Here is a 25,881-nt window from a genome sequence, read left to right as displayed (position 1 = left end):
TATCGGTCCGGGCCCGGCGGTTGCGGGGGTTGGCGGCGCCACTCATCCCTGGCGGCGCCGCCAACCCGATCTGGCGGTGGAGCCGGGCGGCCGGGTGGCGACGGTCGCCGCTCAGGCGACCTTCGTGCCGTTCGCGCGGTACTCCGCGACGTGGGCCTGGCGCTCCGCGTCGGACATCTCGTTGAGGAGCACGTTGGGGCTCATGAACGTGTTGCCGCGGATGTCGTCGAGCGTCCACATCTTCTGGGGGTCGAGGTCGAGGTGCGGCTGCCCGATGAGGGTCTTGCCGTCGTCGCGGACGTAGCCGAGGTCCTTGACGATGTCGGCGAGGTCCTTGTCGTGGTGCAGGGTCTCCCACTCGCGGAAGCCGGTGAGCCGCCCCATGTTCGGCGTCTCACGCCCCTCGTACTCCGACCGGAACGCGACGGCGTCGGTCCAGTAGCACGTCTCCGAGCAGTAGGTCCGCCACTGGTCGTCGACCTTCTCCACGACCATGTCCTCACGGATGAGGGCCGGCACCATGCACGTCCAGCAGCGGTGCGGGTACTGGTAGCCCACGTCCTCGAAGGCGATCGGCTTGTTCCTGCCCGGGTAGGCGAGGCGGTTGTAGCTCTCCCACCACTTGCCGTACTTGCTGTACCACCCGGGGTACTTCTCCTCGAACCACTCGAAGTCCGTGTCCGTCATGGTGTCGATGCGCCAGTAGTTCACCGGCCAGCCCGTGGCGAAGAAGCGGGCGACCTCGTGGACGTAGCCCTTGTTCGTGATCCGGTTCCAGGCCTCCTCGACGAGGTCGTGCGGGATGGTCAGGCCGTACTTCTCGAGCGGCAGCAGGTAGCTGCGGTAGTAGTCGTCGTAGATCCACCGGCGCCACATCTCGGCGTAGCTCTCACGGTCCTTGCGGCGGTCCTTCGTGCCGTACTCGATGAAGGTGCCGATGGCGGCGTCGACGACGCAGTGGTTGTTCCACCACGCGTAGCGCAGGTCGCGCTCGAGGAGCGGCCGGTTGCGCTCGTCGGCCAGGGCCATGAGCAGGATGGAGTAGCCGTTCGAGATGTGCCGTGACTCGTCCGACTGGACCGAGTGGAACACCGTCGGCAGCAGGTAGTCGCCGTTGGCGGCCGCCTCGTCGGGCATCGCCACGAAGAGCGTGTTGGTGAACGCCGTCTCGGCGACGACCGTGAGGTAGATGTTGGCGGCGGTGATCGCGTCGCCGGTGATGAACCCCTCACCGAACTGCCGGCCGATCGTGCCCGCGTAGTTGTTCGCGAACGCCTTCTCCGTCATGTCGAAGCCGGCCGGGTCGATGTACTGGTTCATGTACAGCTTCTTGAGGTTCATCTGGATCGTCGAGTGACGGACCTCGTCGATCATCTGGACCGCGAGCCCGTTGTGGATCTCCGGGTTGGGCACCGCGTCGATCGCCATGGGCATGGCGCGGGCGGCCGAGATCTCGGGGAACGGGATGATCGACAGGAACAGCTTCTGCCACTCGAGCCAACGCTGCTGGACCTGGCGGAACATGTTGCCGCGCACCGCGCCGTCCATCGCGCCGAAGACGCGGTTGTCCTTCTCCTCCTCCATCGGGAAGTAGGACCGCATGATCTGCTTGAGCGGGTCCTTCTTCGGAGCCTTCTCGAACGTGTAGTCCGTGCCGAAGCGCGTCGCGGGCGTCGCGAAGGTCGGCTCCCACGTCAGCTCGGAGATCTTGGCGTGGGCCTTCGTCAGACTCTGTCTGCTCACTCTTGCCTCCTGGTGTCGGGTCGGTCCGGGCGGACCGAGCCGGTTCGGCGGATCGTTTCGCCGTGTGGAAGGAGACTCGCGCCGTGCCGCCGGGGCGGCTGTCTCAATGTGAGAGCGGGCGGCCACCTGACCTGCGCCGTCTCACTTTGAGACGGCCCGTGCGTGCACGCCGAGACGTTCCTTGCCGAAGACGGGGGCCGCACGGACACTGGGCAGAACACGCAGGCGCACCGTCGCGCCGCCAGCCGAGCAAGGAGCTGAGCCGTGGCCCACCGAACCCAGGCAGTCGAGCTCGCCAGGGACCACTTCATCGAGTCGGGTGTCGTGTCCGGGACCGTGCGGGAGGTCGTCGGGCAGTCGTGGCAGCGCAGCACGCAGGCCGGTGTCAACCCCGAGCTCGTCGAGCCTGCGTATGCCGCCGGGCTGGGTGACTCGGACATGCACCGTCTCGTGGGCAACGTGCTCGCGAGCGCCGCCGCGCAGCTCGGGGACGAACCGGTGAGCATGATCTTCGCCGATGCTGCCGGCCACGTGATCCACCGGGCCTGCACCGACTCGGCCCTCGGGAGGCGGCTGGAGCGGGTGAGTCTCGCGCCCGGCTTCACCTACGCGGAGGAGTCGGTCGGGACGAACGGCATCGGCACGACGCTGCTGACGCGCACGCCGACGCTCATCGTCGGCAGCGAGCACTTCACGGAGCCGCTCATGATGTTCGCGTGTGCCGGGGCGCCGGTGCACCACCCGATCAGTGGCGCGCTGGTCGGCGTCCTCGACCTCACGTGCGCAGCCGGCGTCTCCAACGGTCTCCTGCTGTCGTACGCGCGGTCCATCGCCGAGCGCATCGAGGCCGAGATCCTGGCGAAGGTCTCGGTGAGCGAGCTGACCCTGTTGCGCGACTACCTCGCCGCCTGTCGCCACGCGACCGGTCCGGTCCTGGCCCTGGGCGACGAAGTCGTCATGATGAACCGCCTGACGCAGCAACGGCTCGACGTCGCCGACCGCACCGCGCTGGTCGCCCGCACGGGTGACGCCATCGGCGAGAACGCCCCGCTCACGCTCGTCGCCGACCTGCCGAGCGGCACCGTGGCCAGGCTCGACTACCGACCGACCTCGGTGGGTCCGAGGGTCGTCGGCGGGGTCTTCCGCGTGCAGCTGCAGGAGCCCTCCAAGCTCTTGGGCGGCGGAGGGTCGAGGCACCTGCGACCGGTCTCGGTGTCGCTGCCCGGGGTGGCGGGAACGAGCCCGGAGTGGGTCCGGGTCATCCTCCAGCTCCGCGACGCCCATCGCACCGGCGCGTGGGTCGTCGTCGAGGGCGAGCCCGGCGTCGGAGCGTTCTCCGTCGCCCGGGGCATCCACCTGGCGCACTCCCCGGAACGGCACTTCCGGGTGCTCGACGCCGCGGCGTCCGACGCGGACCCGGAGGCCTGGTTCGACGCGCTCGTCGACGAGCTCTCGACCGACGAGGGAACTCTCGTCATCCGTCACCTGGACCGGCTGAACGCCACTCTGGTCGAGTCGGTGGCCTCGCTGCTCGTCGAGCACTCGGACCGCTCGCAGGGTGCCGCCCGCTGGGTCGTGGCCACCCGCACTCCGTCGACGCGCAGCGAGGCCGTCGAGACGCAGGTCGTGCCCTGCTTCGACCGGACCGTGGTGCTCGAGCCGCTGCGCCACCGGCCGGAGGACATCCGGGTCGTCATCCCGCACCTGCTGCGCTCGCTGTCACCGAACCGGGAGCTGCACATCTCGCAGTCGGCCGTCAACCAGCTGACGCGCCATCCGTGGCCGGGGAACGTCGGCCAGCTGCGTGACACCCTGCGCAAGATCGTCACGACCAAGCGCAGCGGCACCATCGAGCTGGCGGACCTCCCCCCGGAGTGCATGGCCGTCGGCCGCCGGAGCCTCACCCCGCTCGAAGCGCTGGAGCGCGACGCGATCACCCGTGCGCTGGACGACCACGGCGGCAACAAGGCGCTCGCGGCGCAGCACCTCGGCATGTCGCGGGCAACGATCTACCGCAAGATCCGCGGCTACATGATCGACCCACGCCCCTGACCCGTCGACGACGGACCGCGCCGAACGCTCAGGGGATCACGATGGAGACGGCGTGGATGAGCATGCCGATGAGGCCGCCGACGAGCGTGCCGTTGATCCGGATGAACTGGAGGTCGCGGCCGACCTGCAGCTCGACCCGCTCGGCGGTCTCCTTGCCGTCCCAGCGCTCGACGGTGTCGCTGATGATGCGCGTCAGCTCGGTGCCGTAGCGGTCGATGGCATAGATCGTCACGTCGCAGATGCGGGCGTCGATGCGCGCGCGCAGTGACCCGTCGGCGAGGAGCCGCTCGGCGAGTGCTGTGACCTCCTGGACGGCCCTGGCTCGCAGCGGCCCGTCCTCGTCTTCGAGGGCCGCGACGACGACGGCACGGAGCGACCCCCACAGCGACATCGCCGTGTCGGCGACCTGCGGATGGGCGAGGACGCGTTCCTTGAGCCGCTCGGCCTTGGCCTGCGTCACGGGGTCGTTCTGGAGGTCGTGGGCCAGGTCGACGAGGAGCTTGTCCAGCGCCTGCCGCACGTCGTGCTGCGGGTCGTTGCGGATGTCGGCGAGCCACTTGAGCGCCTCGATGTGCGCCTTGCGGGCGACGATGTCGTTGATCGCGTCGGGCACCCACGCCGGAGCCCGCTGGGTGATGAGCGACTCGAAGAGGTCCTGGTTGTCGACGAGCCACACGCGCATCTCGTCGAGTGTCAGGTCGACGAGGCCGACGTGCGCCTGGTCGCGGACCACCTGGTCGAGCAGGCCGCCCGCGAGTGAGCTGATCGGTTCCTTGACGAGCCGGGGAAGCACGGCCTGTTCGATGACCGCCCGCACGTCCTCGTCGGGGATGCGGTGCAGGGCGTGCACCGTGACGGTCGCGACCTCGTCGACGAGCCGCTTGGCGTGCCCGGGCGCGAGGGCCCACTCGGCGGCGCGTCGCGTCGGCTCGGCGTCGAGGACGCGTTCGCGGATGATGTCCTCGCGCATGAAGTTCTCGCTGACGAACTCCTCGAGGCTGCGACCGATCATCTCCTTCTTGCGCGGGATGAGCGCCGTGTGCGGGATCGGCAGCCCGAGCGGGTGCCGGAACAGCGCCGTCACGGCGAACCAGTCGGCGCACGCGCCGACCATCGACGCCTCCGCGCCGGCGTTGACGAAGCCGAGGATGCCGTCGTCGTGGCCTCGGGTCAGGACGTAGACGACGGCGGCGAGGACGAGCAGCCCTGTCGCGACGAGGCGCATCCGCCGCAGGTCCCGCCGGCGCTGGGCGTCCAGCGCCGGGTCGACGATGAAGCCGAGCGGCCCACTCGGCATCGGGCGCCGGGTGGCCTGAGCCGACGGGTGCTCGGCCTCGCGCACGTCGGAGGTCGGGGCGGGATCGCGTTCTCGCGTCGCCTGGGGTGTGGTGTCCACGATCGGCACCTCCGCGGGTGGTGTGCTCAGCGCGCCGTCTCGAGCGCGAAGGTCAGAGCATCGATCCTCGCACGGGTCTCGCCGTCGGTCGCGATGCGCTCCCCTATCCGTGTCGCGATCGCGCCGACCCGGTCTGCGTCGAGCCCGGGCTCGAGCGCCAGCACGACACGCAGGACGCCCGCTCCTGCCGGTCCACCCGCCTCGACCCGGTGACCCGACACGTCGGGCTCGGCCGCGACGGCGGCGCGCACGGCGTCCGCCACGTGCGCATCGTGGTGGCTGGGCTGCCACGCGCGCTCCTGGGCGAGCGCCCAGAGCATGCTCGGACGCAGCACCGTGGCGTGCGGCGAGGCCACGTCGACGAGGAGCACCTGGCACTCCTCGCTGATCGCAGCCTGTGCGGCCGCGGCTGCGCGGACCGGCACGGGCCTCGCGTCGGGGTCCCATGCGGCGAGGGCTGCGAGCGAGGTGAACATCGGCAGGGCCCGCGACCCGTCGGGTGACGTGAGCGTCACGGCGGCCATGTCGCTGCGGGTGTCGACGGCGTGCAGTCCCGACTCGTCGACCTCGGAAGCGACGGTCACGATCGGGACGAGCCAGCGGGCGGACGCGACCTGCGCCATGAGGTCCAGCTCGGTCTCGTCGCCCGGATCCGAGTGCGCCCGCACGAGGGCGTCGAGCACTGCGGTGTCGGCCTCGCCGGTGTCGCCGGTGAAGGCGTGCGACGGGATGGACTTGCCCGCCCAGGCCTGCCCGGCCGAGTCGGCGGGACGCCCGTGCTCGTCACGGTGCTCCCGGTGCTGGTGCCGGTGCTCCTGTTCGGGCCCGTGGCCGGGTGCGGGAGTCGTCATGAGCCGGGGCGCCCCGCGACGTCGAGGGCCTCGGGGAGCGTGAACGCGCCGCGGTAGAGCGCCGAGCCGACGATGGCGCCCTCGACACCCTCGCCGACGAGACCCCGGATCGCCTCGATGTCCTCGAGCGTCGACACGCCTCCGCTGGCCACGACGGGCCGGTCGGTGCGCGCGCACACGTCGCGCAGCAGCTGGACGTTCGGGCCCTGGAGCATCCCGTCCTTGTTGACGTCGGTGACGACGTAGCGCGCACAGCCCTCGCGGTCGAGGCGCTCGAGCGTCTCCCACAGGTCGCCTCCCTCACGGGTCCAGCCGCGTGCCGCGAGCGTCGTGCCGCGTACGTCCAGGCCGATGGCGACGCGGTCGCCGTGCGTCGCGATGATCGAGGCCGTCCACTCCGGGTCCTCGAGCGCGGCCGTGCCGATGTTGACCCTGCGGCAGCCCGTCGCGAGGGCTGCATCGAGCGACTCGGTGTCGCGGATGCCGCCCGACAGCTCGACCTGCAGGTCGAGGCGGCCGACGATGGAGGAGATCAGCTCGCGGTTGCTGCCGCGTCCGAACGCGGCGTCGAGGTCGACGAGGTGGATCCACTCGGCACCGGCGTCCTGCCAGGCCTTCGCCGCCTCCCACGGGTCGCCGAACTGGCCGCCGGTGCCGGCGACGCCCCGGACGAGCTGGACCGCCTGCCCGTCGGCGATGTCGACCGCCGGGAGCAGCTCGAGGCGGGGCTGGTCGGTCATGGGTCAGGCGCTCCTTCGGAGGTCGATGATGGACGTCCCGAGTATGCCGCGCGTCCGCCCGGTGCGAGGGACCGGCCCGGTGCGTGGGCGTGCCCACCAGGGCGTCCACGGAGGGGTGCCCACTCGGCTGCCGAGGCGTCGCCGCGGGTGAAAGTGCCCACTCGACGTGGGAGGTGCTCGACAAGCACGTCGAGTGGGCCTTTTCACCCGGCGGGCGGGCTGTGCTCGTCCGGCGGCACGGCCGCGGGATCGGTACTGTCGGGAGCCCCACCGGCCGAGGTGACCTCGGCCCGGTGGCGCCACAGGACGTAGCCGAGCCCGACGACGACCACCAGGGCGATGAGCCCGATGCGCACCGGCCAGGACACGTCGAGGAGCGTCGTGACGACGAGCGTCCCCAGGGCCGTGCCGACCGTGGTCGGCAACCCGGGCCTGCTACGCCGGCGACGCGGGTAGAGCGCGCCGGTCGGGCGCCGGCGGCCCGCCGAGGAAGCCGTGCGCCGGGTCGTCCGACGGCTCGCGCCGGCCGGCTTCGAGCTGGTGCGCCTCGTCTTCCTCGTCGCCACGGCTCCTCCTCGTCGAGGCCGAGCACCCTCGTCAGGAAGGGCCGCTCGGCGTGGTCACAGGCTGCGGACCCAGTTCTCGAGCAGCTGCGCTCCGGCATCGCCGGACTTCTCGGGATGGAACTGTGTCGCGCTCAAGGGGCCATTCTCGACCGCGGCGACGAACTTCGCACCATGCCGCGCCCACGTGACCCGCGGCGCGACCCGCGCGAACGCACCGGTGGGAACGAGCGTCCACTGCTGGACGGCATACGAGTGGACGAAGTAGAACCGCTCCTGCTCGACGCCCGCGAAGAGGCTCGAGCCGTCCGCCACCTCGACCTCCGACCACCCCATGTGCGGGACGATGTCGGCGGGTAGCCGCTCGACCGTGCCGGGCCACTCGCCGAGTCCCTCCAGCGGGCTGCCGGACGGCTCGGTCGACCCGTCGAAGAGCACCTGCATGCCGACGCACACGCCGAGCACGGCACGCCCGCCGCTGAGCCGCCGGTCGATGATGCGCGGCCCGTGGGCGGCCGCGAGCCCGGCCATGCACGCGTGGAAGTTTCCGACGCCGGGCACGAACAGGCCATCGCACTCGAGCGCCCGGACGGGGTCGTCGGTCAGGGTCACGCTCGCCCCGACGCGCTCGAGGGCGCGCACGGCCGAGCGGACGTTGCCACTGCCGTAGTCGAGGACGACGACGTCGGCGCTCATCGAGGAGCCTCCATCGTCAGAGGGCTCCCTTGGCGCTGGGGATGCCGACGACGCGCGGGTCGGGCGCGATCGCGGCACGCAGCGCGCGGGCGACGGCCTTGAACTGCGCCTCGACGATGTGGTGGGGGTCGCGACCGGCGAGGACGCGCACGTGGAGGCACAGGCCCGCGTTGTACGCGAACGACTCGAAGACGTGACGCGTCATCGACCCCGTGAAGTGGCCGCCGATGAGCACGTACTGCTGCCCCTCCGGCTCGCCCTCGTGCACGACGTACGGGCGGCCGGCGACGTCGACGACCGCGTGGCACAGCGCCTCGTCGAGCGGCACGGTGGCGTCGCCGAAGCGTGAGATCCCGGACTTGTCGCCGAGCGCCTCGCGCAACGCCTGGCCGAGGACGATCGCGGTGTCCTCGACGGTGTGGTGCACGTCGACGTCGACATCACCGGTCGCCTTGACCGTGAGGTCGATGAGCGAGTGCTTGCTCAGCGAGTGGAGCATGTGGTCGTAGAAGGGCACACCCGTGGACACGTCGGACGTGCCCGTGCCGTCGAGGTCGAGCCAGAGCTCGACCGACGACTCGGAGGTCGCGCGGGTGATCTTCGCGGTGCGGCTGCTGGGGCTCATGCGTCGGGCTCCTGCCGGTCGACGTGGGTGGGTGCGAGGCGGGTCATGGCCGTGAGGAAGGCGGTCGTCTCGTCGGGGTCGCCCGCCGTGACGCGCAGGTGGTGGGCGATGCCCATGTCGCGTACGAGGACTCCCTCGTCGAGCAGCGCCTGCCACGTGGCCTTCTCGTCGCGCAGGCCGCCGAAGAGCACGAAGTTGCTGTCGCTCGCGACGGGGCGTGCGCCGAGCTCGGCGAGCCGGTCGACGATGCGGTCGCGCTGGTGCTTGATGACCTCGACCGTGCCCAGCATGACGTCGGCGTGCTCGAGCGCGACGCGGGCGATCGTCTGCGTCGGGCTGCTCAGGTGGTAGGGCAGCCGGACGAGGCGCAGCGCGTCGACGAGCTCGGGTGCCGCGACGAGGTAGCCGAGCCGCCCGCCCGCGAAGGCGAACGCCTTGCTCATCGTGCGCGTCACGACGAGCCGAGGGTGGCCGGCCAGGAGGGTCAGCGCGGACCGGGTGCCGGGCCGGGCGAACTCTGCGTAGGCCTCGTCCACCACGACCACGGCGTCGGGAGCTGCGTCGAGGACGGCACCGATGACCTCGAACGGAAGTGCCGTGCCGGTCGGGTTGTTCGGCGAGCACAGGAAGACGATCGACGGGTCGTGCTCGCGCGCCTGGGCCGCCGCGGACTCCGGTGTGAGGTCGAAGGAGTCGGGCTCGCTCGGGGTGCCGCGCAGACCGTCGACCCACGCGGTGCCGTGCGTCTCGCTGATGATGGGGTGCATCGAGTAGCTCGGCGTGAAGCCCAGCGCGACCCGACCGTGGCCGCCGAAGGCCTGCACGACGTGCGAGAGCACCTCGTTGGAGCCGTTGCCCGCCCAGAGCTGCTCGGGTGTCACGGACACGCCGGACTGCTTCTCGACGTATGCCGTCAGCGCCTTGCGCAGGTCGGTGAACTCACGGTCGGGATAACGGTTGAGACCCGCCACCTCGCCCGCGAGCGCCGCGACGACGGCGTCGACGACGACCTGCGGCACCGGGTAGGAGTTCTCGTTGGTGTTGAGCCGCACCGGGACGTCGAGCTGCGGGGCGCCGTAGGGCGTGCGGCCCCTCAGGTCGGGGCGCAGCAGCCGCTGCACCTCGTCCCTCGCCGACGGGCCGGCGGAGGCGGCGCCGCCCTCGGTGCCGGTCACCGCGGCACCTCGTCGCCGAAGCGGGCCGTGACCGCCTCGCCGTGGGCTGGGAGGTCCTCGGCCTGGGCCAGCGTCACGACGTGGCGGGCCACGCCGCGCAGGGCCGCCTCGTCGTAGTCGACGACGTGGATGCCGCGCAGGAAGGACTGCACCGACAGGCCGCTCGAGTGGCAGGCACAGCCGGCCGTGGGCAGCACGTGGTTGGAGCCGGCGGCATAGTCGCCGAGGCTGACCGGGCTGTGCGGGCCGACGAACACGGCTCCTGCGTTGCGCACGCGGGCGGCGACGTCGTCGGCGTCGCGCGTCTGGATCTCGAGGTGCTCGGCGGCATACGCGTTGACGACCTCGAGTCCCGCGTCGACGTCGTCCACGAGAACGATGCGCGACTGGGTGCCCTCGAGCGCCTCGGTGACGCGTTCGGAGTGCTTCGTCGCGGGCACGCGACGGCCGAGGGCGCGCTGGGTCGCCTCGGCGAGCTCCTCGCTGTCGGTGACGAGCACCGACGCCGCGAGGGGGTCGTGCTCGGCCTGGCTGACGAGGTCCGCGGCGACGTGGTCGGGGTCGGCGGAGTCGTCGGCGAGGATCGCGATCTCGGTCGGTCCGGCCTCGGCGTCGATGCCGATGAGGCCTTTGAGGAGGCGCTTCGCGGCGACGACCCAGATGTTGCCGGGGCCGGTGACGAGGGAGACGGGGTCGCAGACGACCTGAGCGCCGTCGACCCTCGCCCATTCGGGGTCGTCGTCGACGAAGCCGTGCGCGAACATCGCGACCGCCTGGGCGCCGCCGACGGCGTACACCTCGTCGACGCCGAGCAGCGCGCACGCCGCGAGGATCGTCGGGTTGGGGTAGCCGGCGAACTCGCCGACGTTCTCGCGCTGCGGCGGGGACGCGACGGCGAGCGAGCCGACCTCGGCCAGCTGGGCCGGGACGACGTTCATGATGACGCTGCTCGGGTAGACGGCGAGGCCACCGGGCACGTAGAGGCCGACGCGGTCGACAGGCACCCACCGCTCGGTCACGGTGCCCCCGGGCACGACGTGGGTCGTCGTGTCGGTGCGCCGCTGGTCGGCGTGCACGATGCGGGCGCGGCGGATGGACTCCTCCAGCGCGGCCCGCAGGTCGGGGTCGAGACGGTCGAGCGCGGCCCGGAGCACGGCCCGCGGCACCCGCAGGTGCGTCGGCCGGACCCCGTCGAACCGCTCACCGAGGTCGCGCAGCGCCGCTGCTCCTCGATGCTCGACGTCCTCGCAGATCGGCCGCACCTGCTCGAGGGCGGCCGTGACGTCGAACTCGGCTCGGGGCAGGGCCCGGCGCAGGAAGCGCACGTCGAGCGTGCGTCCGCGCAGGTCGAGGGAGGACATCATGGGTCAAAGTCTAGGAGGCCCCCTCGCGCGCAGGCGTCGCGGTCTCAGGGTGCGGAGACCGTGACGGACGTACCGTCCGGCCTGCCGAATCCTGACCGGCGACTGGGGAAGGACTGACCAACGGCTGACCCCGGCGCCACGGGGTTTCCACGACGCTCGTGTGGCCGCCGCCCGACCGGGCGGGGCACGCCCGACTCCCCTACCGCACAGGAGATCCCGTGCCCCGTCGTCATTTCCCGGCGCCGCCTCGCGGCCGTCCTCGCAGGCCTCGCCGTCGCCGTCGTCCCCGCCTGCGTCGCGCTCACGACCGCGGCCGGCTCGCCCGCCGCGGCGTTGCCGCCTCCGGCGGCTGCACCGGTCTTCGCCCCAGCCGTGGCGACCGCTGGCCCGCTCACCGTCTCGCAGGCCATCGGGTCGCAGGCCGGCCAGACTTCGAGCGTCCGCGGCTACGTCGTCGGCCAGCCCACCGCGACGAACACGGTGGTGAGGTCGAGCTTCCCCAACGACTACGCCCTCGCGATCGCGGACTCCACGTCGGAGACCTCGACGAGCCGGATGCTCTACGTGCAGATCCCGTCGGCCTTCCGGACCGGCTGGGGGCTGCGCACCAACCCGTCGCTCATGGGACGCCAGATCGACGTGACGGGCGCGCTCACGGCGTACTTCTCGCACCCCGGCATGACCGGCACGACGGCGTTCTCGTTCAGCGGGACCTCGACGAGCACGCCGCCACCGACGACCACCACGACGACGCCCACGACGACCACGACGCCCAGCCCGACCGGGACGTCGAGCCCCTACGACTCGACGTACTGGAAGAGCGCCCTCGGGCTCAGCGGTCCCGCGCTCGAGACGGAGCTGCACCGGATCATCTCGACCGACGTCACGACGCTCTCCTACGACCAGGTGTGGACGGCTCTCAAGGACACCGACCAGGACCCCTCCAACAGCGGCAACGTCATCCTCGTGTACAGCGGTCGCAGCCAGTCCAAGTCGACGAACGGTGGCGGTGTCGACGACTGGAACCGTGAGCACGTCTGGGCCAAGAGCCACGGCGACTTCGGCACGAGCGCCGGCCCCGGCACGGACGTGCACCACCTGCGCCCGGAGGACGTCACCGTCAACTCCGCGCGCGGCAACCTCGACTTCGACCTCGGCGGCTCGCCCGTCTCGCAGGCGCCGGGCAGCTACGCCGACGGCGACTCGTTCGAGCCGCGCAACGCCGTCAAGGGCGACGTGGCCCGGATGATCCTCTACATGTCGGTGCGCTGGGAGGGCGGTGACGGCTTCGCCGACCTCGAGGTCAACGACAAGGTCGCGAACGGCACGGCACCCAACATCGGCAAGCTCTCGGTGCTCAAGCAGTGGAACCTGCAGGACCCGCCGGACGCGTTCGAGAAGCGGCGCAACCAGGTCATCTACGACACGTGGCAGCACAACCGGAACCCGTTCGTCGACCACCCCGAGTGGGTCGGCGCGATCTGGGGCTCCTGACCGACGCCCCGTCGGCGCACCGGGACGGCGGCCGGCTCACGACGTCTGGTCGATGAGCACGGCCGTCTCCCAGGCCCACTGGCGCCACAGGTCGTAGCGACCCGACCGGCCGCCGTGGCCGGCGGCCATCTCCGTGCGGAAGAGGACCTGGGCCGGGTCTGAGGCCTCGAGGTCGGCATGACGCAGCGCCGCGACCCACTTGGCGGGCTCGGTGACGAAGACCCGCGTGTCGTCCAGCCCCGCCGTCACGAGGATGCTCGGGTGCGGTCCCGGACGCACGTTCTCATAGGGGGCGTACGACTTCATCAGGACGTATGCCGTCGGGTCCTCGAGCGGGTTGCCCCACTCCTCCCACTCGACCACGGTGAGGGGCAGGCTGGGGTCGAGCACCGTGGTGAGCGCGTCGACGAACGGGACCTGGGCGTGGACGAAGCGGAACCGCTCGGGCGTCTGGTTCACGACGGCACCGATGAGCAGGCCCCCCGCCGACCCGCCTTCTGCTGCAAGGCGATTGGGTGCGATGAGGCCCATCTCGACCAGGTGGTCGGCGCAGGCGATGAAGTCGCTGAACGTGTTGGGCTTGGACTCGAGCTTGCCGTCGTCGTACCACGAGCGGCCCATCTCGGACCCGCCGCGCACGTGCGCGATGGCGAACACCCACCCGCGGTCGAGCAGCGAGAGCCGGAGCACCGAGAACCACGGATCGCTCGAGATGCCGTAGGCGCCGTACGCGTTGAGCAGGCCGGGTGCCGTGCCGTCGGCAGCCACGTCGTGCCGGTGCACCACGGAGATCGGGATCCTCGTGCCGTCGGGCGCCGTGGCCCACTCGCGCCGCTGTCGGTAGCGTCCGAGGTCGACGTCGCCCCGGAGGTGCTGCTGCTTGAGGAGCGTGAAGGTGCGGGCGCGCACGTCGTAGTCCTGGACGGTGCGGGGCGTCACCAGTGACTCGTGCACGACCTGCAGCGTCGGGGTGCTCGCCTCGGGGTTGACGCCGACGTGGAGCGTGCCGACGGGCTCGCCCACCGCGATGTCGTGCGCCTGGCCCAGACCGTTGGGTGCATCGGGGTCGCGCAGCACGACACGCACGCCGGTGCCACCCTCTCGACGCAGCGACACCGCGATGAAGTCGTCGAATCCCTCTGCGCCCGTGACGTACTCGTCTTCACTCGTGACGCCCAGCGACACCCAGTCGTCCGCTGAGGTGCTCGTCACCGGTGCCACGGCCAGCTCGAAGTTGACCCGGTTGGCGTTGTGGGTCACGAGCAGCTGGTCACCGAACGGCTCGATGTCGTACTCGACGCCTTGGCGCCGCTCGGCGACGACGCGCGGCGTTCCGAGCGGGTCGCCGGCGTCGAGGACCCGGAACTCGCTCGTCGTCTTGGACCCGATGGCGACGATGACGAGCCGGTCGTCGCGGGAGCTGCCGACCCCGACGAAGAAGCGCTCGTCGGTCTCCTCGTGCACCAGGACGTCGGCGTCGGCCGGCGTGCCGAGCTCGTGGCGCCACACCTGGTGCGGGCGCCAGGCGTCGTCGACGCGCGTGTAGAAGAGGTGCTGCTCGTCGAGCGACCACGCGAGGGACCCGCCCGTCTGGCGCACGACGTCGTCGACCACCGCACCGTCGGCGATCCTCCGCACCCGCACGTCGTACCGTTCGTCACCGACGAGGTCGACGGCATACGCGAACAGGTCTCCTGCCGGCGAGACCTCGCTCGCGCCGACGGCGAAGAACTCGTGGTCGCGCCCCTCCTCGTTGTGGTCGAGGAGGACCTCCTCGCCGGCCGGAGGGCGGTCGCCGTCGAGGGTGGGGCGGTCGGGGTGCTCGGAGACGAGGACCCGAGCCTCCACGGCGTACTGCTCGCCCTCGACGGTGCGCGAGTAGTACCACCAGCGCTCGTGCCGCACCGGCACTGAAAGGTCGGTCTCCTCGATGCGCGAGCGGAACTCCTCGAAGATCTCCTCGGCCATCGGCCTCAGGTGCTCGGTGCGCTGGGTCGCGTACGCGTTCTCGGCGGCGAGCAGCTCACGCAGCTCGGGCGAGTCGCGGTCGGCCATCCACGCGTACGGGTCCTCGAAACGGTCGCCGTGGTGCTCGCGCACGACGGGGTCGCGGCGGGCGACGGGCGGCTGCTGCATCCGCGCAGTCTACGAGCGGGCAGACGGAGGCGACGCAGGGCCATTGAGCTGCCGAACGACCGGAGGGCCCGGGACCACGAGGGTCCCGAGCCGCCCGACCTGCCGTGCGATGGTGCGGCGTCAGTGGACGACGACCTGACCCTTGGCCGTCTGCGTGCCGGAGTCGTAGACGACCGAGCCGGAGTCGTCGGTCACGACGAGGCGGAACGTGTCCCTCCTGGCCGTGTCGCTGACGGTGACGACGCCGTGGTAGCCGGTCGTCCCGTTGACGGTGACCGGGCCGGCGAACGTCGCCGTCGTACCGGTCACGACGAGCCAGTCGAACGTGCCCGTCGCCACCGCGAACGCCGTGCCGGCGAGGTCGTACGTGAACGAGCCGGTCGGCTGGGTGCCGCCGCTGGGGTAGCCGACGGACAGCTGGAAGCTGCCCTTGGCCGTGTGCGACGGGTCGGACCTGAGCGCACCGGCCGGTGACTGGATGGTGCCGCCACCCGTGACGAAGCCGGCCGCCGGGTCGTACACGACGACCGTCGTGGTGTCCGTGTCGCCGTTGCCCCACTGGTCGGTGACCGTGACGGTGACGGTGTAGATGCCGGCCGCCGCGTAGACGTGGCTGCCGCTGACGCTCGAGCCGGTCAGGGTGCCGGGCGAGCTCGACCCGTCACCCCACGCGATCGACGCCGTGTGGGTGTCCAACGCGTCGGCGTCGGTGAACGGGGCACTGACTCCGGCCGGCGCGCCGACCGAGACCGCGCCCGACGGACCCGTGACCGTGCCGACGACGGGGGCGACGTTGGTGAGGTCTAGACCGACGACGACCGGGTCGTGGTCGGAGATCCGCAACTCGTCGGGCGCGTACAGACCGGCGACCTGGCCGGCGCTCTTGAACTCGACGTTGTAGTCGAGGACCGAGGGCTCGTCCGCGTTGATGTGCCAGTCGCCGACTCCGGTGACCTGTGCGCGGATCGAGTCAGAACCGAGGGCGTGGTCGAGGTAGCCCCACTGCCCGTCGAAGGCGTAGGAGTACGCCTCGTCACCGGCCCGTTCCGCGATGAGGTTCGTGAAACCGGCGGCCTCGAGCGTCGTGATCGGGTCCTCCTTGGCGTACGAGTTGAGGTCGCCGAGGATGAGCACGTCGGGGTCGCCGGTGCCGGTCGGGTCGGTGCCGAGCCAGTCCGCGAGCAGCGTGGCGGAGACGGTGCGGGCGCGGTTGCAGTTGCCCTGGCCGTCGCCCTGGTCGTCGACGGCGCCGCCGGGGCCGCAGCCGCTGCCCTTGCTCTTGAGGTGGTTCGCGACGGCGACGAACGTCCCGCCGGTCGTGTTGTCGCGGAACGCCTGGGCGAGCGCCGGGCGGTTCTTGGGGCTGTCCGTGCCGGCGTTGACGAAGGCGACCGTGTTGAGCACGGCCGTCGTGCCGACCGGCGTGACCGAGGCCGGTTTGTAGAGCATGCCGACCTTGATCGCGTCGTTGCCCAGCGCGTCGACCTGCCCGGTGCGTGCGTCGGCGTCGACGAACGCCCACGTGCCGTCACCGTCCGCCTCGTTGAGCTTGTCGACGAGGAAGCGCACGGCGCTGTCGGTCCCGTAGCCGTCGTTCTCCATCTCCATGAAGGCGACGACGTCGGCCTCCGTGCCAGAGACTGCGGCGACAGTCTTCCTCCACTGGCGTTCGAGCTCGGTCGCCGAGTTGGCCCCGCGGCAGTCGATCGGCGGGCCGGCCACGCCACCGGTGCAGTTGATGCCGGTCACGTCGAGCGTGTTGAAGAAGTTGAGCAGGTTCATGCCGACGACGCGCGTGTCGCCGCCCACGGCGGGCGGGCTCGTGGGACGCGCGTTGGTGGGCTGGAAGTCCACCGAGCCGCCGAGCGCGTTGAACGGACGGATGCGGTAGGCGTTGGGGCTCGAGGCGTTGCCGCCCCACGTCCAGTTGAGGACGCCGACGATGCCGGTGGCGGTGTCGCCGCCGCGCAGCGTGTTCGACGCGGACAGCGGCTGGCCACCGCGCGCGAACGGGATCGGGTCGGGGTTCTGGAACTGCGACGCGTCGTCGAGGACGATCTTGCGCAGGTTGTTCGCCGCCTGGACGGCGGCGGCGTCGGCGCCCGGGGCTGCGACGTTGGTCGGCTGCTCGAGGCGGCCGCCCTGCGAGAGGGTCACCTGGCCGAATCGGCCGAGCTGGAAGTGCTCGGTCACTGACATCTCCTGAGGAAGCCGCACGAGCATGCCCTCGAAGCGCTCGAGGGCGGTGTCGGACGCGACGGGGAAGGTCACGTCGGTCGGGCTGACGGTGCCCGTGCCGCAGACGGAGATGGTGCCGACACTGACCTGTGTCTGGCCCTGGTTCTCACCGGCCGTGCCGGTGACCGTGACGACGTCACCGAGCTTGACCGTGTTGGCGTTGCTGCCTTCGAAGACGAAGATGCCGTCGGAGGTGTCGGGGTCGTCGTCACCCGTGAGGTCCTGGAGGAAGAAGCCCCGCAGGGCCGGCGCCGCGCCCTCGTAGTCACCGACGACGACACCTCGCGTCGTCACGGTGCCGGTCACTGCGGCGGTCGAGCCGCTCCCCTGGATGGTCGGGATCGGCGTGATCGCGGCCTCGCACGGGTTGGCGGCGGGCACCGTGAAGCGGACGACGACGTCGCTCGCGAGGGTGTCCGGTGGGTCGTTGGTGTCCTGGTCGGCGATCGCCGACGCCGACACCGTCAGTGCGCACGAGTCGCCGGGCGCGAAGTCTGCCGAAGGGTCGAGGGTGAAGCTCGCCCCGCCACCTGCGACCGCGAGGGTCTTCGTGCCGGAGACCGAGCAGGCCAGCGAGAACGCGCCGTCAGCGGCGGTGACGGGCTCTGAGAAGGTCACGGAGAGGTTCGAGTCGACGGCGACGTCGGACGCCCCCTCGGCGGGTGTCGTCGACGTCACGGTCGGCGCGGAGTCGGTGGCCGGCCCTGTCTCGATCGTGTGGCTGCCCAGCCCGTCGAACGTGTTGGTGGCGAAGCCGGTCCACTCCACGGCGGGGTCGAAGGCGTCCGAGCCGGTCGGGTCGCCGGCGACCACGGCAGGCACCCGCCGGATGGTGTTGTCCGTCGTGTTCGTGGGGTCGGTGCCCCAGCCGGCGGCGCCCGGGTCGGTGCCGACCTGACCGATGACGTCGATGACCGTGGTGCCTTTGCGGAGCACGACCGCGTCGTTGCCGTTGTAGGTCACCGAGCCGCTGAGCTGGTCGGCAGCCGCGAGCAGGGTCGCGTCGTTCGTGCTCGTGCTGTTGGCCACGACGTACGCGTCGCCGTCCGCCACCGTGCCGGTGAGGCCGATCGTGGTCCCCGCCGTGGTGCTGCCGTTGGAGAAGACCTGGACGTTGTAGCCGGCGGCCGCGAGGTTCACGCCCGCGCCGGTGCCGTTGTAGACCTCGAAGGCCTTGTTGTTGCTCGATCCCTCGACGTACTCGCTGAAGAACAGCTCCGTCGGGGTCGCCGCTGAGGCCGGTCGGGCCGCGACGAAGGGGGTGACGCCCACGGCGAGCGCAGCGGTGGTGACCGCGGCGACCCTGCGTAGGACGGGACGAGAATGACGCATGGATCTTCCTCCCTGGGACCGGCTCCTCCGCGCGGTCTGCGGTCACCCTAGACCCCGGTCTGCCGTCTCGCGCGTCGAGACGCCGACGGATCTCTGAACGGCCGGTGACATGACAGACCGAGCCGCGCGGGTCGGTCAGAGCTGGGGCAGGCGCCTCGGCCAGGCGGAGAGCGAGCGCCGCGTGACGAACCGTCGGAGGGTCCCGTCGACCGGGTCGTCGAACTCGAGGACGGCCGAGAGCAGCTGCAACGGTGAGCCGAACTCGTCGAGGGGGACGTCGCGCTCGACGGGATAGAGCGGGTCGCCGACGATCGGGATGCCGAGGCCGTTCAGCTGGCATCGCAGCTGGTGCGTGCGTCCGGTGCTCGGCGTCAGCCGGTAGAGGCCGAGCGTCTTCACCACCCCGTCGGCGGCCGGCGCGGTGTCGAGCAGCTCGACGAGGGTCTCGGCGTTCGGCTCGGCGCCCGCCACCTCGTGGGCCTGGTGCGTGCCGTGCTCCTTGACGAGGTGGGTGCGACGCAGGAGCGGAAGCTCGAGGTCGTGTCGCACGGGCGCGACGGCGAGGTACTGCTTGCGCGCGAGACCCTCGGCGAAGACGCGCTGGTAGGGGCCGCGCCAGCGCTGCTCCGTCGTGAACATCAGCACGCCCGCGGTCGGCCGGTCGAGCCGGTGTGCGGGTGTGAGCCGGTCGAGGCCGGTCAGCACGCGCGTCCGCGCGAGGGCGCTCTGCACGACGTGGCGGCCGCGCGGCATGGTGGCCATGGCGTGGGGCTTGTCGACGACGACGATCCGCTCGTCGCCGTGGAGCACGACCGGCTCCTCGGGGTGCACCACCTCGCTCGGGAGGTCGCGGTGCGCCCACACGACGGACTGGGGCACGAAGGGCGCGCCGGGGGCGACCGCCCGACCACCAGCGTCGACGAACTCCCCCGCGGCCAGCATCCGGTCGACCTCGTGCGCCGCCAGTCCCGGCGCGAGTCGCTCGACGAGGTGGTCGCGCAGGGTCGGCCACGGGCCACCCTGCGGCATACGGAAGCGCTGTGCGTCGACGCCGTGGCGCGGCGGCAGGGGCGAGGCCTGGATGGCTCCGCGGGCCACTCAGTCCTCCCCGAGGACGGGCTCGCCCCGCACGATCTCGACGTCGTGGCCCAGGAAGCGTCCGTATGCCGCCGCGGCGCGTTCGACGTCTCGCCACCGTCGCGTGCCGAGCGGAGCGAACGGCGTGACCTCGAGCCGCACGCCGTCGGAGCGCTGCTCGCGCCGCCAGGTGCCGGCGACCTCGCCGTCGACGACGAGCGTCGGCTTGAAGACCATGTTGCGCCCGGGCACGACCCGAGCGACATGCTCCGGTGGGAGGCCCAGGTCGCGGCGCTTGTAGCCGAGGAGGAACTCGTCCCACTGCGGCAGCAGGTGGACGCCGACGTGGCTCGTCGGCGTCTCCGGGGCGTCGACGTGGGTGAGCCACTCGGTGGCGTCGACGACCTCGCGCTCGATGCGGTCACCGAGCACCTCGAGCGCCTCACGGGTGACGGTGAGGGTCTTGTCGAACCAGCCCGCGAGGTCCTTCTCCGTGACGGGTCCGTGGCTCCGGACGTAGCGCTCGGCCATCGTCGCCAACCCCTCTTCGCGGGACACCTTGCGCGACAACGGGACCCACGAGTCGATGAGGACGAAGCTCGGCTGCTTGCCGATGAGCGGACCCTGGCAGAGCAGTCCGGTCATGCAGTGGTGGCCGACGAGGTGGTACGCCCGCTGACCGGTCGGGTCGATGCCCGCGTCGACCAGCATCGCGACGACGTCGGGTCGGCTCATCGGCTCGGTCAGGTGCTCGCGGAAGAGCCGCCCGGCGAGGTCGACGTCGCCATCGCCGAGTCCGAGCTGGGCGTAGCGCGTCGTGAGCGCCGTCCCGCGCGGGGAGGCCAGCAGCTCGCACATCCACCGGGCGTCCTCGGCCGGGACCCAGTGGATCGTGCCGCGCATCGGCCAGGTGCGCACGATCTCGCGGTCGTGCACCGCCTGCTCGACCTCGGCGAGCGTCAGCCCCGAGCGCACGGCCACCGACCAGGCGCCGCTCGCGTAGTCCTGCGCCTGCAGGGCCCCGAGGGTGCGGGCGACCTCCAGCGCCGAGACGGGCGAGGCCGCGGTGCCGAGCGGCGGCGCGAGCCCGAGCGCCGACATCCGCGCCCGGCGCAGGCGCCGTCTCTCGGCAGCCGCCATCAGCTGAGGCAGGCCGGGCCGAGCAGGGCCTTGAGGTCGCCGAAGAGCGCTGACGTCGCGTTGACACGCAGGGAGTCGTCGAGGGACATGAGCACCGACCGGCCGGGCTGGGTCAGCTTGACCTGCACCTCGGTCGCCCCGGGGTGCTCGCCGAGCACCCGCTTGAGGCTCTCGGCGACGGCCGGCGTGGCCCGACCGAGCGGAAGCGTCAGCACGACGGGACCGCGCGGCCCCTCCTTGATGTCGGGGATGGTCAGCTCCTGCGCGAAGACCGAGATCGAGTCGTCGCGGGCGCTGATGCGTCCCTTGACGGCGCAGACGGTGTCCTGGGCGAGCATCGTGGAGTACGTCATGTACGCCGACGGGAAGAAGAGGCACTCGATGGCGCCGTCGAGGTCCTCGACCGTCGCGATGGCCCAGAGGTCGCCCTTCTTCGTGCGCTTGAGCTGGAGGCTCGTGATGAGACCCGCGACCGTGACGGGCGTGCCGTCGGGCTTGGGGTCGTCACCCATGAGCGAGGCGATCGAGGTGTCGGCGTGCGTGGCGAGGATGTGCTCGATGCCGAAGAGCGGGTGGTCGCTGACGTAGAGGCCGAGCATCTCGCGCTCGAACGAGAGCAGGGTGGCCTTGTCCCACTCCATCGTCGGCACGGGCGGCAGGCCGTCGAACGCGTCGGCTCCCCCGCCCTCTGAGGCGTCGTCACCGAAGCTGCCGAAGAGGCTGTCCTGGCCGATGGCCTCCTGCTTCTTGACCTCGACGAGGGCGTCGATGTAGCGCTCGTGCACCTCGACCATGCCGCGACGGCTCTCGCCGAGGGAGTCGAACGCGCCGCCCTTGATCAGCGACTCGATGGTGCGCTTGTTGCAGACGACCGCCGGCACCTTGGAGAGGAAGTCCTTGAAGGAGGCGAAGGCGCCCTTCTCCTCGCGCGCCTTGACGACCGCCTGGACGACGGGCAGGCCGACGTTGCGGATGGCGGCGAGCCCGAACCGGATGTCGGTGCCGACGGCGGCGAAGTTGGCGATCGACTCGTTGACGTCGGGCGGGAGCACCTTGATGCCCATGTGGCGGCACTCGTTGAGGTAGAGCGCCGACTTGTCCTTGTCGTCGCGCACGCTCGTCAGCAGCGCCGCCATGTACTCGGCGGGGTAGTTCGCCTTGAGGTAGCCGGTCCAGTACGACACGAGGCCGTATGCCGCCGTGTGCGCCTTGTTGAACGCGTAGTCGGAGAACGGGACGAGGACGTCCCACAGCGCCTTGACCGAGGCCTCGTTGAAGCCCTGCGCCTTCATGCCGGTGGAGAAGGGGACGTACTCGGCGTCGAGGACCTCCTTCTTCTTCTTGCCCATGGCGCGCCGCAGCAGGTCGGCGCTGCCGAGCGTGTAGCCGGCGAGCTTCTGGGCGATCTCCATGACCTGCTCCTGGTAGATGACCAGGCCGTAGGTCATGCCGAGGATCGGGTCGAGGGCCTGCACCATCTCCGGCTGGAGCTTGCCCTCCAGCTTGGGGTCGAGCGGCGTCAGGGCCTGCTTGCCGTTCTTGCGCAGGGCGAAGTTCGTGTGCGCGTTGACGCCCATCGGACCCGGACGGTAGAGCGCGAGGGCGGCCGAGATGTCCTCGAAGTTGTCGGGCTGCATGAGGCGCAGGAGCGAGCGCATGCCGCCGCCGTCGAGCTGGAAGACGCCGAGGGTGTCCCCACGGCCGAGGAGCTCGTAGGTGGCCTTGTCGTCGAGCGTCTTGGACAGCTCGTCGAGGTCGATGTCCTCGTCGCGGTTGAGCTTGATGTTCTCGATGGCGTCGTCGAGGATCGTGAGGTTGCGCAGCCCGAGGAAGTCCATCTTCACCAGGCCCAGCGACTCGCAGCTGGGGTAGTCGAACTGCGTGATGATCTGCCCGTCCTGCAGGCGCCGCATGATCGGGATGACGTCGACGAGCGGCTCGCTGCTCATGATGACGCCGGCGGCGTGCACGCCCCACTGGCGCTTCAGGCCCTCGAGACCGAGAGCCGTCGCGACGACCTCCTGGGCCTGCGGGTCCTCGGCGTGGACGGCGCGGAAGTCGCCGGCCTCGTTGTAGCGCTTGGAGTCCGGCTTGAAGACGTCGGCGAGCGGCATGCCCTTGCCCATGACGTCGGGCGGCATCGCCTTGGTGAGCTTCTCGCCCATCGCGAACGGGTGACCGAGGACGCGGCTCGCGTCCTTGAGCGCCTGCTTCGCCTTGATCGTGCCGTAGGTGACGATCTGTGCGACGCGCTCCTCGCCGTACTTCTCCGTGACGTAGCGGATCACCTCACCGCGCCGGCGCTCGTCGAAGTCGACGTCGAAGTCGGGCATCGACATGCGCTCGGGGTTGAGGAACCGCTCGAAGATGAGGCCGTGCGGGATCGGGTCGAGGTCGGTGATGCCCATGGCGTACGCGCACATCGAGCCCGCGCCCGAGCCACGGCCGGGGCCGACGCGGATGCCGTTGCGCTTGGCCCAGTTGATGAAGTCGGCGACGACGAGGAAGTACCCCGGGTAACCCTTCGAGACGATGACGTCCTCCTCGAAGGCCGCCTGCTTGCGGGCGTAGTCGGGCACCCCCTCCGGGAAGCGCCGCTGCAGCCCGGTCTCGACCTCCTTGATGAACCACGACGTCTCGTCCTCGCCCTCGGGGACGGGGAAGCGCGGCATGTAGCGCCCCTCCCCCTCCTCGAAGGACACCTCGCAGCGCTCGGCGATCAGGAGCGTGTTGTCGCAGGCCTCGGGCAGCTCGCGCCAGACGTGGCGCATCTCCTGCGCGGACTTGAGGTAGAAGTCGTCGGCGTCGAACTTGAACCGGTTGGGGTCCATCAGGGTCGAGCCGGACTGGACGCAGAGCAGGGCGGCGTGAGCCTTCGCGTCCTCGGCCCGGGTGTAGTGCAGGTCGTTGGTCGCCACGAGTGGGAGCTTGAGGTCGCGGGCCAGGCGGATGAGGTCCTTCTGGGTGCGCCGCTCGATGTCGAGGCCGTGGTCCATCAGCTCGACGTAGACGTTGTCGGCGCCGAAGATGTCGCGCAGCTCACCGGCGACCTCGCGGGCCTCGTCGTACATCCCGAAGCGCAGCTTGGTCTGGATCTCGCTCGAGGGGCAGCCCGTCGTGACGATGAGCCCCTTGCCGTAGGTGGAGAGCAGCTCGCGGTCGATGCGTGGCCACTTCGTGTACACCTGGTCGAGGCTGGCGATCGAGGTCATCCGGAAGAGGTTGTGCATGCCCACGTTGTCCTGCGCGAGCATCGTCATGTGGGTGTAGGCGCCGCTGCCGGAGACGTCGTCGCGTCCACCGTCGCCCCAGCTGACCTTCGTGCGGTCGGTGCGGTGCGTGCCCGGCGTGATGTAGGCCTCGACGCCGATGATCGGTTTGACGCCCGTGCCCTGCGCCTTCTTCCAGAACTCGTAGGCGCCGAAGACGTAGCCGTGGTCGGTCGTCGCGAGCGCCGGCATCCCCATCCTGGCCGCCTCGCTGAACAGGTCGCCGATGCGCGCCGCCCCGTCCAGCATGGAGTACTCCGTGTGCACGTGCAGGTGCACGAAGTTCTGGTCGTTTCGCGGGGCGGATTGGGTCGACATCGTGGATGAGTCTAAGCCTCGCCGCGGACACTCCCCGGCGTGTCGTGACGGGTGTCGTGACAGGTGTCGTGAAGGGTGTCGCGCCCGGAGTCGCGCTGGGGCCGGATGCCGTCTCAGCGGTGCCCGTGAACCGATCCGCGCGTCGCGGTGTAGTGGGTTCGCCGGGACGGCACCATGGCAGGTGGCACCAGGTCGTCGGGTGCGCACGGGAGGTGGAGGAAGAGATCGACAGGCGCGAGCAGGCGGCCGAGGAGGCAGCGGCACTGGCCCGCGTGCGCGCCGGGGACCCGGCGGCATACGCGGCGCTCGTGATGCTCCACGCCCCCATGGCCAAGCGGCTCGCGGTGCTGTCCGGGGCGGGCAGCGAGGCCGACGACGTGGTGCAGGAGGCGTTCGTGAAGGCGTACGAGGCGTTGCCGCGGTTCCGTGAGGGCGCGGGCTTCCGGCCCTGGCTGCTCCGGATCGTCGTCAACGAGACGCGCAACCTGCACCGCGGCCGCTCGCGGCGGGCGCTGCGCGAGCTGCGGGTCGCCACCGAGGACGTGGTCACCCGGACGGTCGACGACCCCGCCGACGCGGCCGTGAGCGCCGATCGCCGCACGGATCTGCTCGACGCCGTCGACACCCTGCCCGACGACCTCCGTGAGGTCGTCACGTGCCGCTACCTGCTCGAGCTGTCGGAGGCCGAGACGGCCGACGCGCTCGGGGTGCCGGCCGGCACCGTGAAGTCGCGCCTGCACCGGGCGCTCGCGTCGTTGCGGGAGGTGATGGCCGATGCCTGACCGCCTCGACCTCGAGGACGAGCTCGTCGCCATGGGCCGCGCGCTGGTCACCGACCCACCGCGTCATGACCTCGCCGCGCTCGTGCTCGCCCGTCTCGAGCCGCTCGCCGACGAGAGGACAGAACGGGTCGCACCGGTCCCACCGGTCCCACCGGTCCCACCGGTCGAACCCGTCGAACCCGTCGAACCCGTCGAACCCGTCGAACCCGTCGAACCTGTCGAGCTGCAGGCGCCCCACGGCGCGCGACCCACGCCCCGTCGCCTCGGCTGGGCTGTCGCCGCGGCCGTCGTGCTCGTCCTCGCCCTCATCCCGCCGGTGCGAGCCGCGGTGCTCGAGCTGCTGCGCATCGGCGGCGTCGTCGTACGCGAGGTGCCAGCACCCCGCACCTCCCCGGCCACAACGCCGAGCAGCCCAGCCTCGACCCCGGTGCCGAGCGGCACCGCGGTGTCCCTCGAGCGGGCCGAGCAGCTCATCGGCGCCGACATCGAGACGCCCGCGTCGCTCGGGCCGCCCTCGTCCGTCGTCGTGGCGCACGAGGGCCGGGTCGCCCTGCTGACGTGGGACTCCCCGTCCGGGAAGACACGTCTCGACGTCTTCGTCGGCTCGTTGTCCTGGGGCTACCTCAAGACGGTGTGGCAGGCGGTCACGCCCACCCGGGTGGCGGAGCACGACGCGGTGTGGCTGGGTTCGCCTCACCTCATCGAGTGGGTCGACCGGAGCGGTCGAACGCACGCAGAGCCGCCGCGCCTCGCGGGACCGACACTCGTCTGGGTCGTTCCCGCTGCCGCCGGCGAGGTGACCTACCGCCTCGAAGGCCCGACCATGCTGACCGATGCCCTCCGGGTCGCCGAGAGCGCTCGGTGACGCGCGCGGCTCTTCCCCCGAGAAC

At 71.2% G+C, this 25,881-nt stretch carries 18 protein-coding genes; 4 read left to right on the top strand and 14 right to left on the bottom strand.

The window, feature by feature from the left end:
* Positions 1-111 precede the first annotated feature (111 nt).
* Complete coding sequence (locus ACFQU3_RS07375; RefSeq protein ID WP_385908215.1) at positions 112-1,743, bottom strand: hypothetical protein; 1,632 nt, start codon at positions 1,741-1,743, stop codon at positions 112-114.
* A 264-nt stretch (positions 1,744-2,007) separates the two neighbouring features.
* Between ACFQU3_RS07375 and ACFQU3_RS07370 the strand changes: the two genes are divergently transcribed.
* Positions 2,008-3,795 carry a sigma-54-dependent Fis family transcriptional regulator gene (locus ACFQU3_RS07370; RefSeq protein ID WP_385908213.1) on the top strand — a complete coding sequence of 596 codons (1,788 nt, stop codon included), beginning with the start codon at positions 2,008-2,010 and terminating at the stop codon, positions 3,793-3,795.
* A 28-nt stretch (positions 3,796-3,823) separates the two neighbouring features.
* Here the strand turns inward: ACFQU3_RS07370 and ACFQU3_RS07365 are convergent, their stop codons facing one another.
* The 8 genes from ACFQU3_RS07365 to hisD form a co-directional block, all read right to left on the bottom strand.
* Entirely contained in the window at positions 3,824-5,191 is a 1,368-nt protein-coding gene (locus ACFQU3_RS07365; RefSeq protein ID WP_385908211.1) for a DUF445 domain-containing protein, read from the bottom strand.
* Between the two features lie 26 nt (positions 5,192-5,217).
* Positions 5,218-6,042 (bottom strand): SseB family protein, encoded by an 825-nt coding sequence (locus ACFQU3_RS07360; protein ID WP_385908210.1) that lies wholly within the window; start codon positions 6,040-6,042, stop codon positions 5,218-5,220.
* Positions 6,039-6,782 carry a bifunctional 1-(5-phosphoribosyl)-5-((5-phosphoribosylamino)methylideneamino)imidazole-4-carboxamide isomerase/phosphoribosylanthranilate isomerase PriA gene (gene priA / locus ACFQU3_RS07355; protein ID WP_385908208.1) on the bottom strand — a complete coding sequence of 248 codons (744 nt, stop codon included), beginning with the start codon at positions 6,780-6,782 and terminating at the stop codon, positions 6,039-6,041. The genes ACFQU3_RS07360 and priA overlap by 4 nt, the downstream gene beginning before the upstream one ends.
* A gap of 203 nt (positions 6,783-6,985) precedes the next feature.
* Complete coding sequence (locus tag ACFQU3_RS07350) at positions 6,986-7,348, bottom strand: hypothetical protein (protein ID WP_385908206.1); 363 nt, start codon at positions 7,346-7,348, stop codon at positions 6,986-6,988.
* Positions 7,349-7,402: 54 nt separating this feature from the next.
* The gene (gene hisH, locus ACFQU3_RS07345; RefSeq protein ID WP_385908204.1) at positions 7,403-8,041 is read right to left on the bottom strand and encodes an imidazole glycerol phosphate synthase subunit HisH; all 639 of its coding nucleotides are present in this window, start codon (positions 8,039-8,041) and stop codon (positions 7,403-7,405) included.
* A gap of 16 nt (positions 8,042-8,057) precedes the next feature.
* A complete protein-coding gene (gene hisB / locus ACFQU3_RS07340; RefSeq protein ID WP_385908202.1) occupies positions 8,058-8,666 on the bottom strand; it encodes an imidazoleglycerol-phosphate dehydratase HisB in 609 nt (202 codons plus the stop codon).
* Complete coding sequence (locus ACFQU3_RS07335; RefSeq protein WP_385908200.1) at positions 8,663-9,841, bottom strand: histidinol-phosphate transaminase; 1,179 nt, start codon at positions 9,839-9,841, stop codon at positions 8,663-8,665. Before ACFQU3_RS07335 ends, hisB begins: the two co-directional genes overlap by 4 nt.
* Positions 9,838-11,205, bottom strand: coding sequence for a histidinol dehydrogenase (hisD, locus tag ACFQU3_RS07330; protein ID WP_385908198.1), 1,368 nt, complete (start codon positions 11,203-11,205; stop codon positions 9,838-9,840). The genes ACFQU3_RS07335 and hisD overlap by 4 nt, the downstream gene beginning before the upstream one ends.
* A gap of 372 nt (positions 11,206-11,577) precedes the next feature.
* Between hisD and ACFQU3_RS07325 the strand changes: the two genes are divergently transcribed.
* Positions 11,578-12,699 carry an endonuclease gene (locus ACFQU3_RS07325; protein WP_385908196.1) on the top strand — a complete coding sequence of 374 codons (1,122 nt, stop codon included), beginning with the start codon at positions 11,578-11,580 and terminating at the stop codon, positions 12,697-12,699.
* Positions 12,700-12,735: 36 nt separating this feature from the next.
* On the opposite strand, the gene ACFQU3_RS07320 is transcribed toward ACFQU3_RS07325, so the two are convergent.
* The 5 genes from ACFQU3_RS07320 to dnaE form a co-directional block, all read right to left on the bottom strand.
* Positions 12,736-14,835 carry a S9 family peptidase gene (locus ACFQU3_RS07320; RefSeq protein WP_385908194.1) on the bottom strand — a complete coding sequence of 700 codons (2,100 nt, stop codon included), beginning with the start codon at positions 14,833-14,835 and terminating at the stop codon, positions 12,736-12,738.
* A gap of 120 nt (positions 14,836-14,955) precedes the next feature.
* Positions 14,956-18,405 (bottom strand): ExeM/NucH family extracellular endonuclease, encoded by a 3,450-nt coding sequence (locus ACFQU3_RS07315; RefSeq protein ID WP_385908192.1) that lies wholly within the window; start codon positions 18,403-18,405, stop codon positions 14,956-14,958.
* Positions 18,406-18,540: 135 nt separating this feature from the next.
* Positions 18,541-19,503 (bottom strand): pseudouridine synthase, encoded by a 963-nt coding sequence (locus ACFQU3_RS07310; RefSeq protein WP_385908190.1) that lies wholly within the window; start codon positions 19,501-19,503, stop codon positions 18,541-18,543.
* Positions 19,504-20,622, bottom strand: coding sequence for a winged helix DNA-binding domain-containing protein (locus tag ACFQU3_RS07305; protein ID WP_385908189.1), 1,119 nt, complete (start codon positions 20,620-20,622; stop codon positions 19,504-19,506).
* Positions 20,622-24,209, bottom strand: a complete 3,588-nt coding sequence (gene dnaE, locus ACFQU3_RS07300) for a DNA polymerase III subunit alpha (RefSeq protein WP_385908187.1) — start codon at positions 24,207-24,209, stop codon at positions 20,622-20,624. The genes ACFQU3_RS07305 and dnaE overlap by 1 nt, the downstream gene beginning before the upstream one ends.
* A gap of 212 nt (positions 24,210-24,421) precedes the next feature.
* Between dnaE and ACFQU3_RS07295 the strand changes: the two genes are divergently transcribed.
* Positions 24,422-24,991 (top strand): RNA polymerase sigma factor, encoded by a 570-nt coding sequence (locus ACFQU3_RS07295; protein WP_385908185.1) that lies wholly within the window; start codon positions 24,422-24,424, stop codon positions 24,989-24,991.
* Positions 24,984-25,856 (top strand): hypothetical protein, encoded by an 873-nt coding sequence (locus ACFQU3_RS07290; RefSeq protein WP_385908183.1) that lies wholly within the window; start codon positions 24,984-24,986, stop codon positions 25,854-25,856. The genes ACFQU3_RS07295 and ACFQU3_RS07290 overlap by 8 nt, the downstream gene beginning before the upstream one ends.
* Positions 25,857-25,881: the final 25 nt, after the last annotated feature.

This window comes from Terrabacter sp. GCM10028922, assembly GCF_042666095.1.
In the GTDB taxonomy this organism is placed as follows: Bacteria; Actinomycetota; Actinomycetes; order Actinomycetales; family Dermatophilaceae; genus Terrabacter.
Note: the sequence above shows the minus strand (reverse complement) of the source record. Positions and strands in the feature narration are given on the sequence as shown.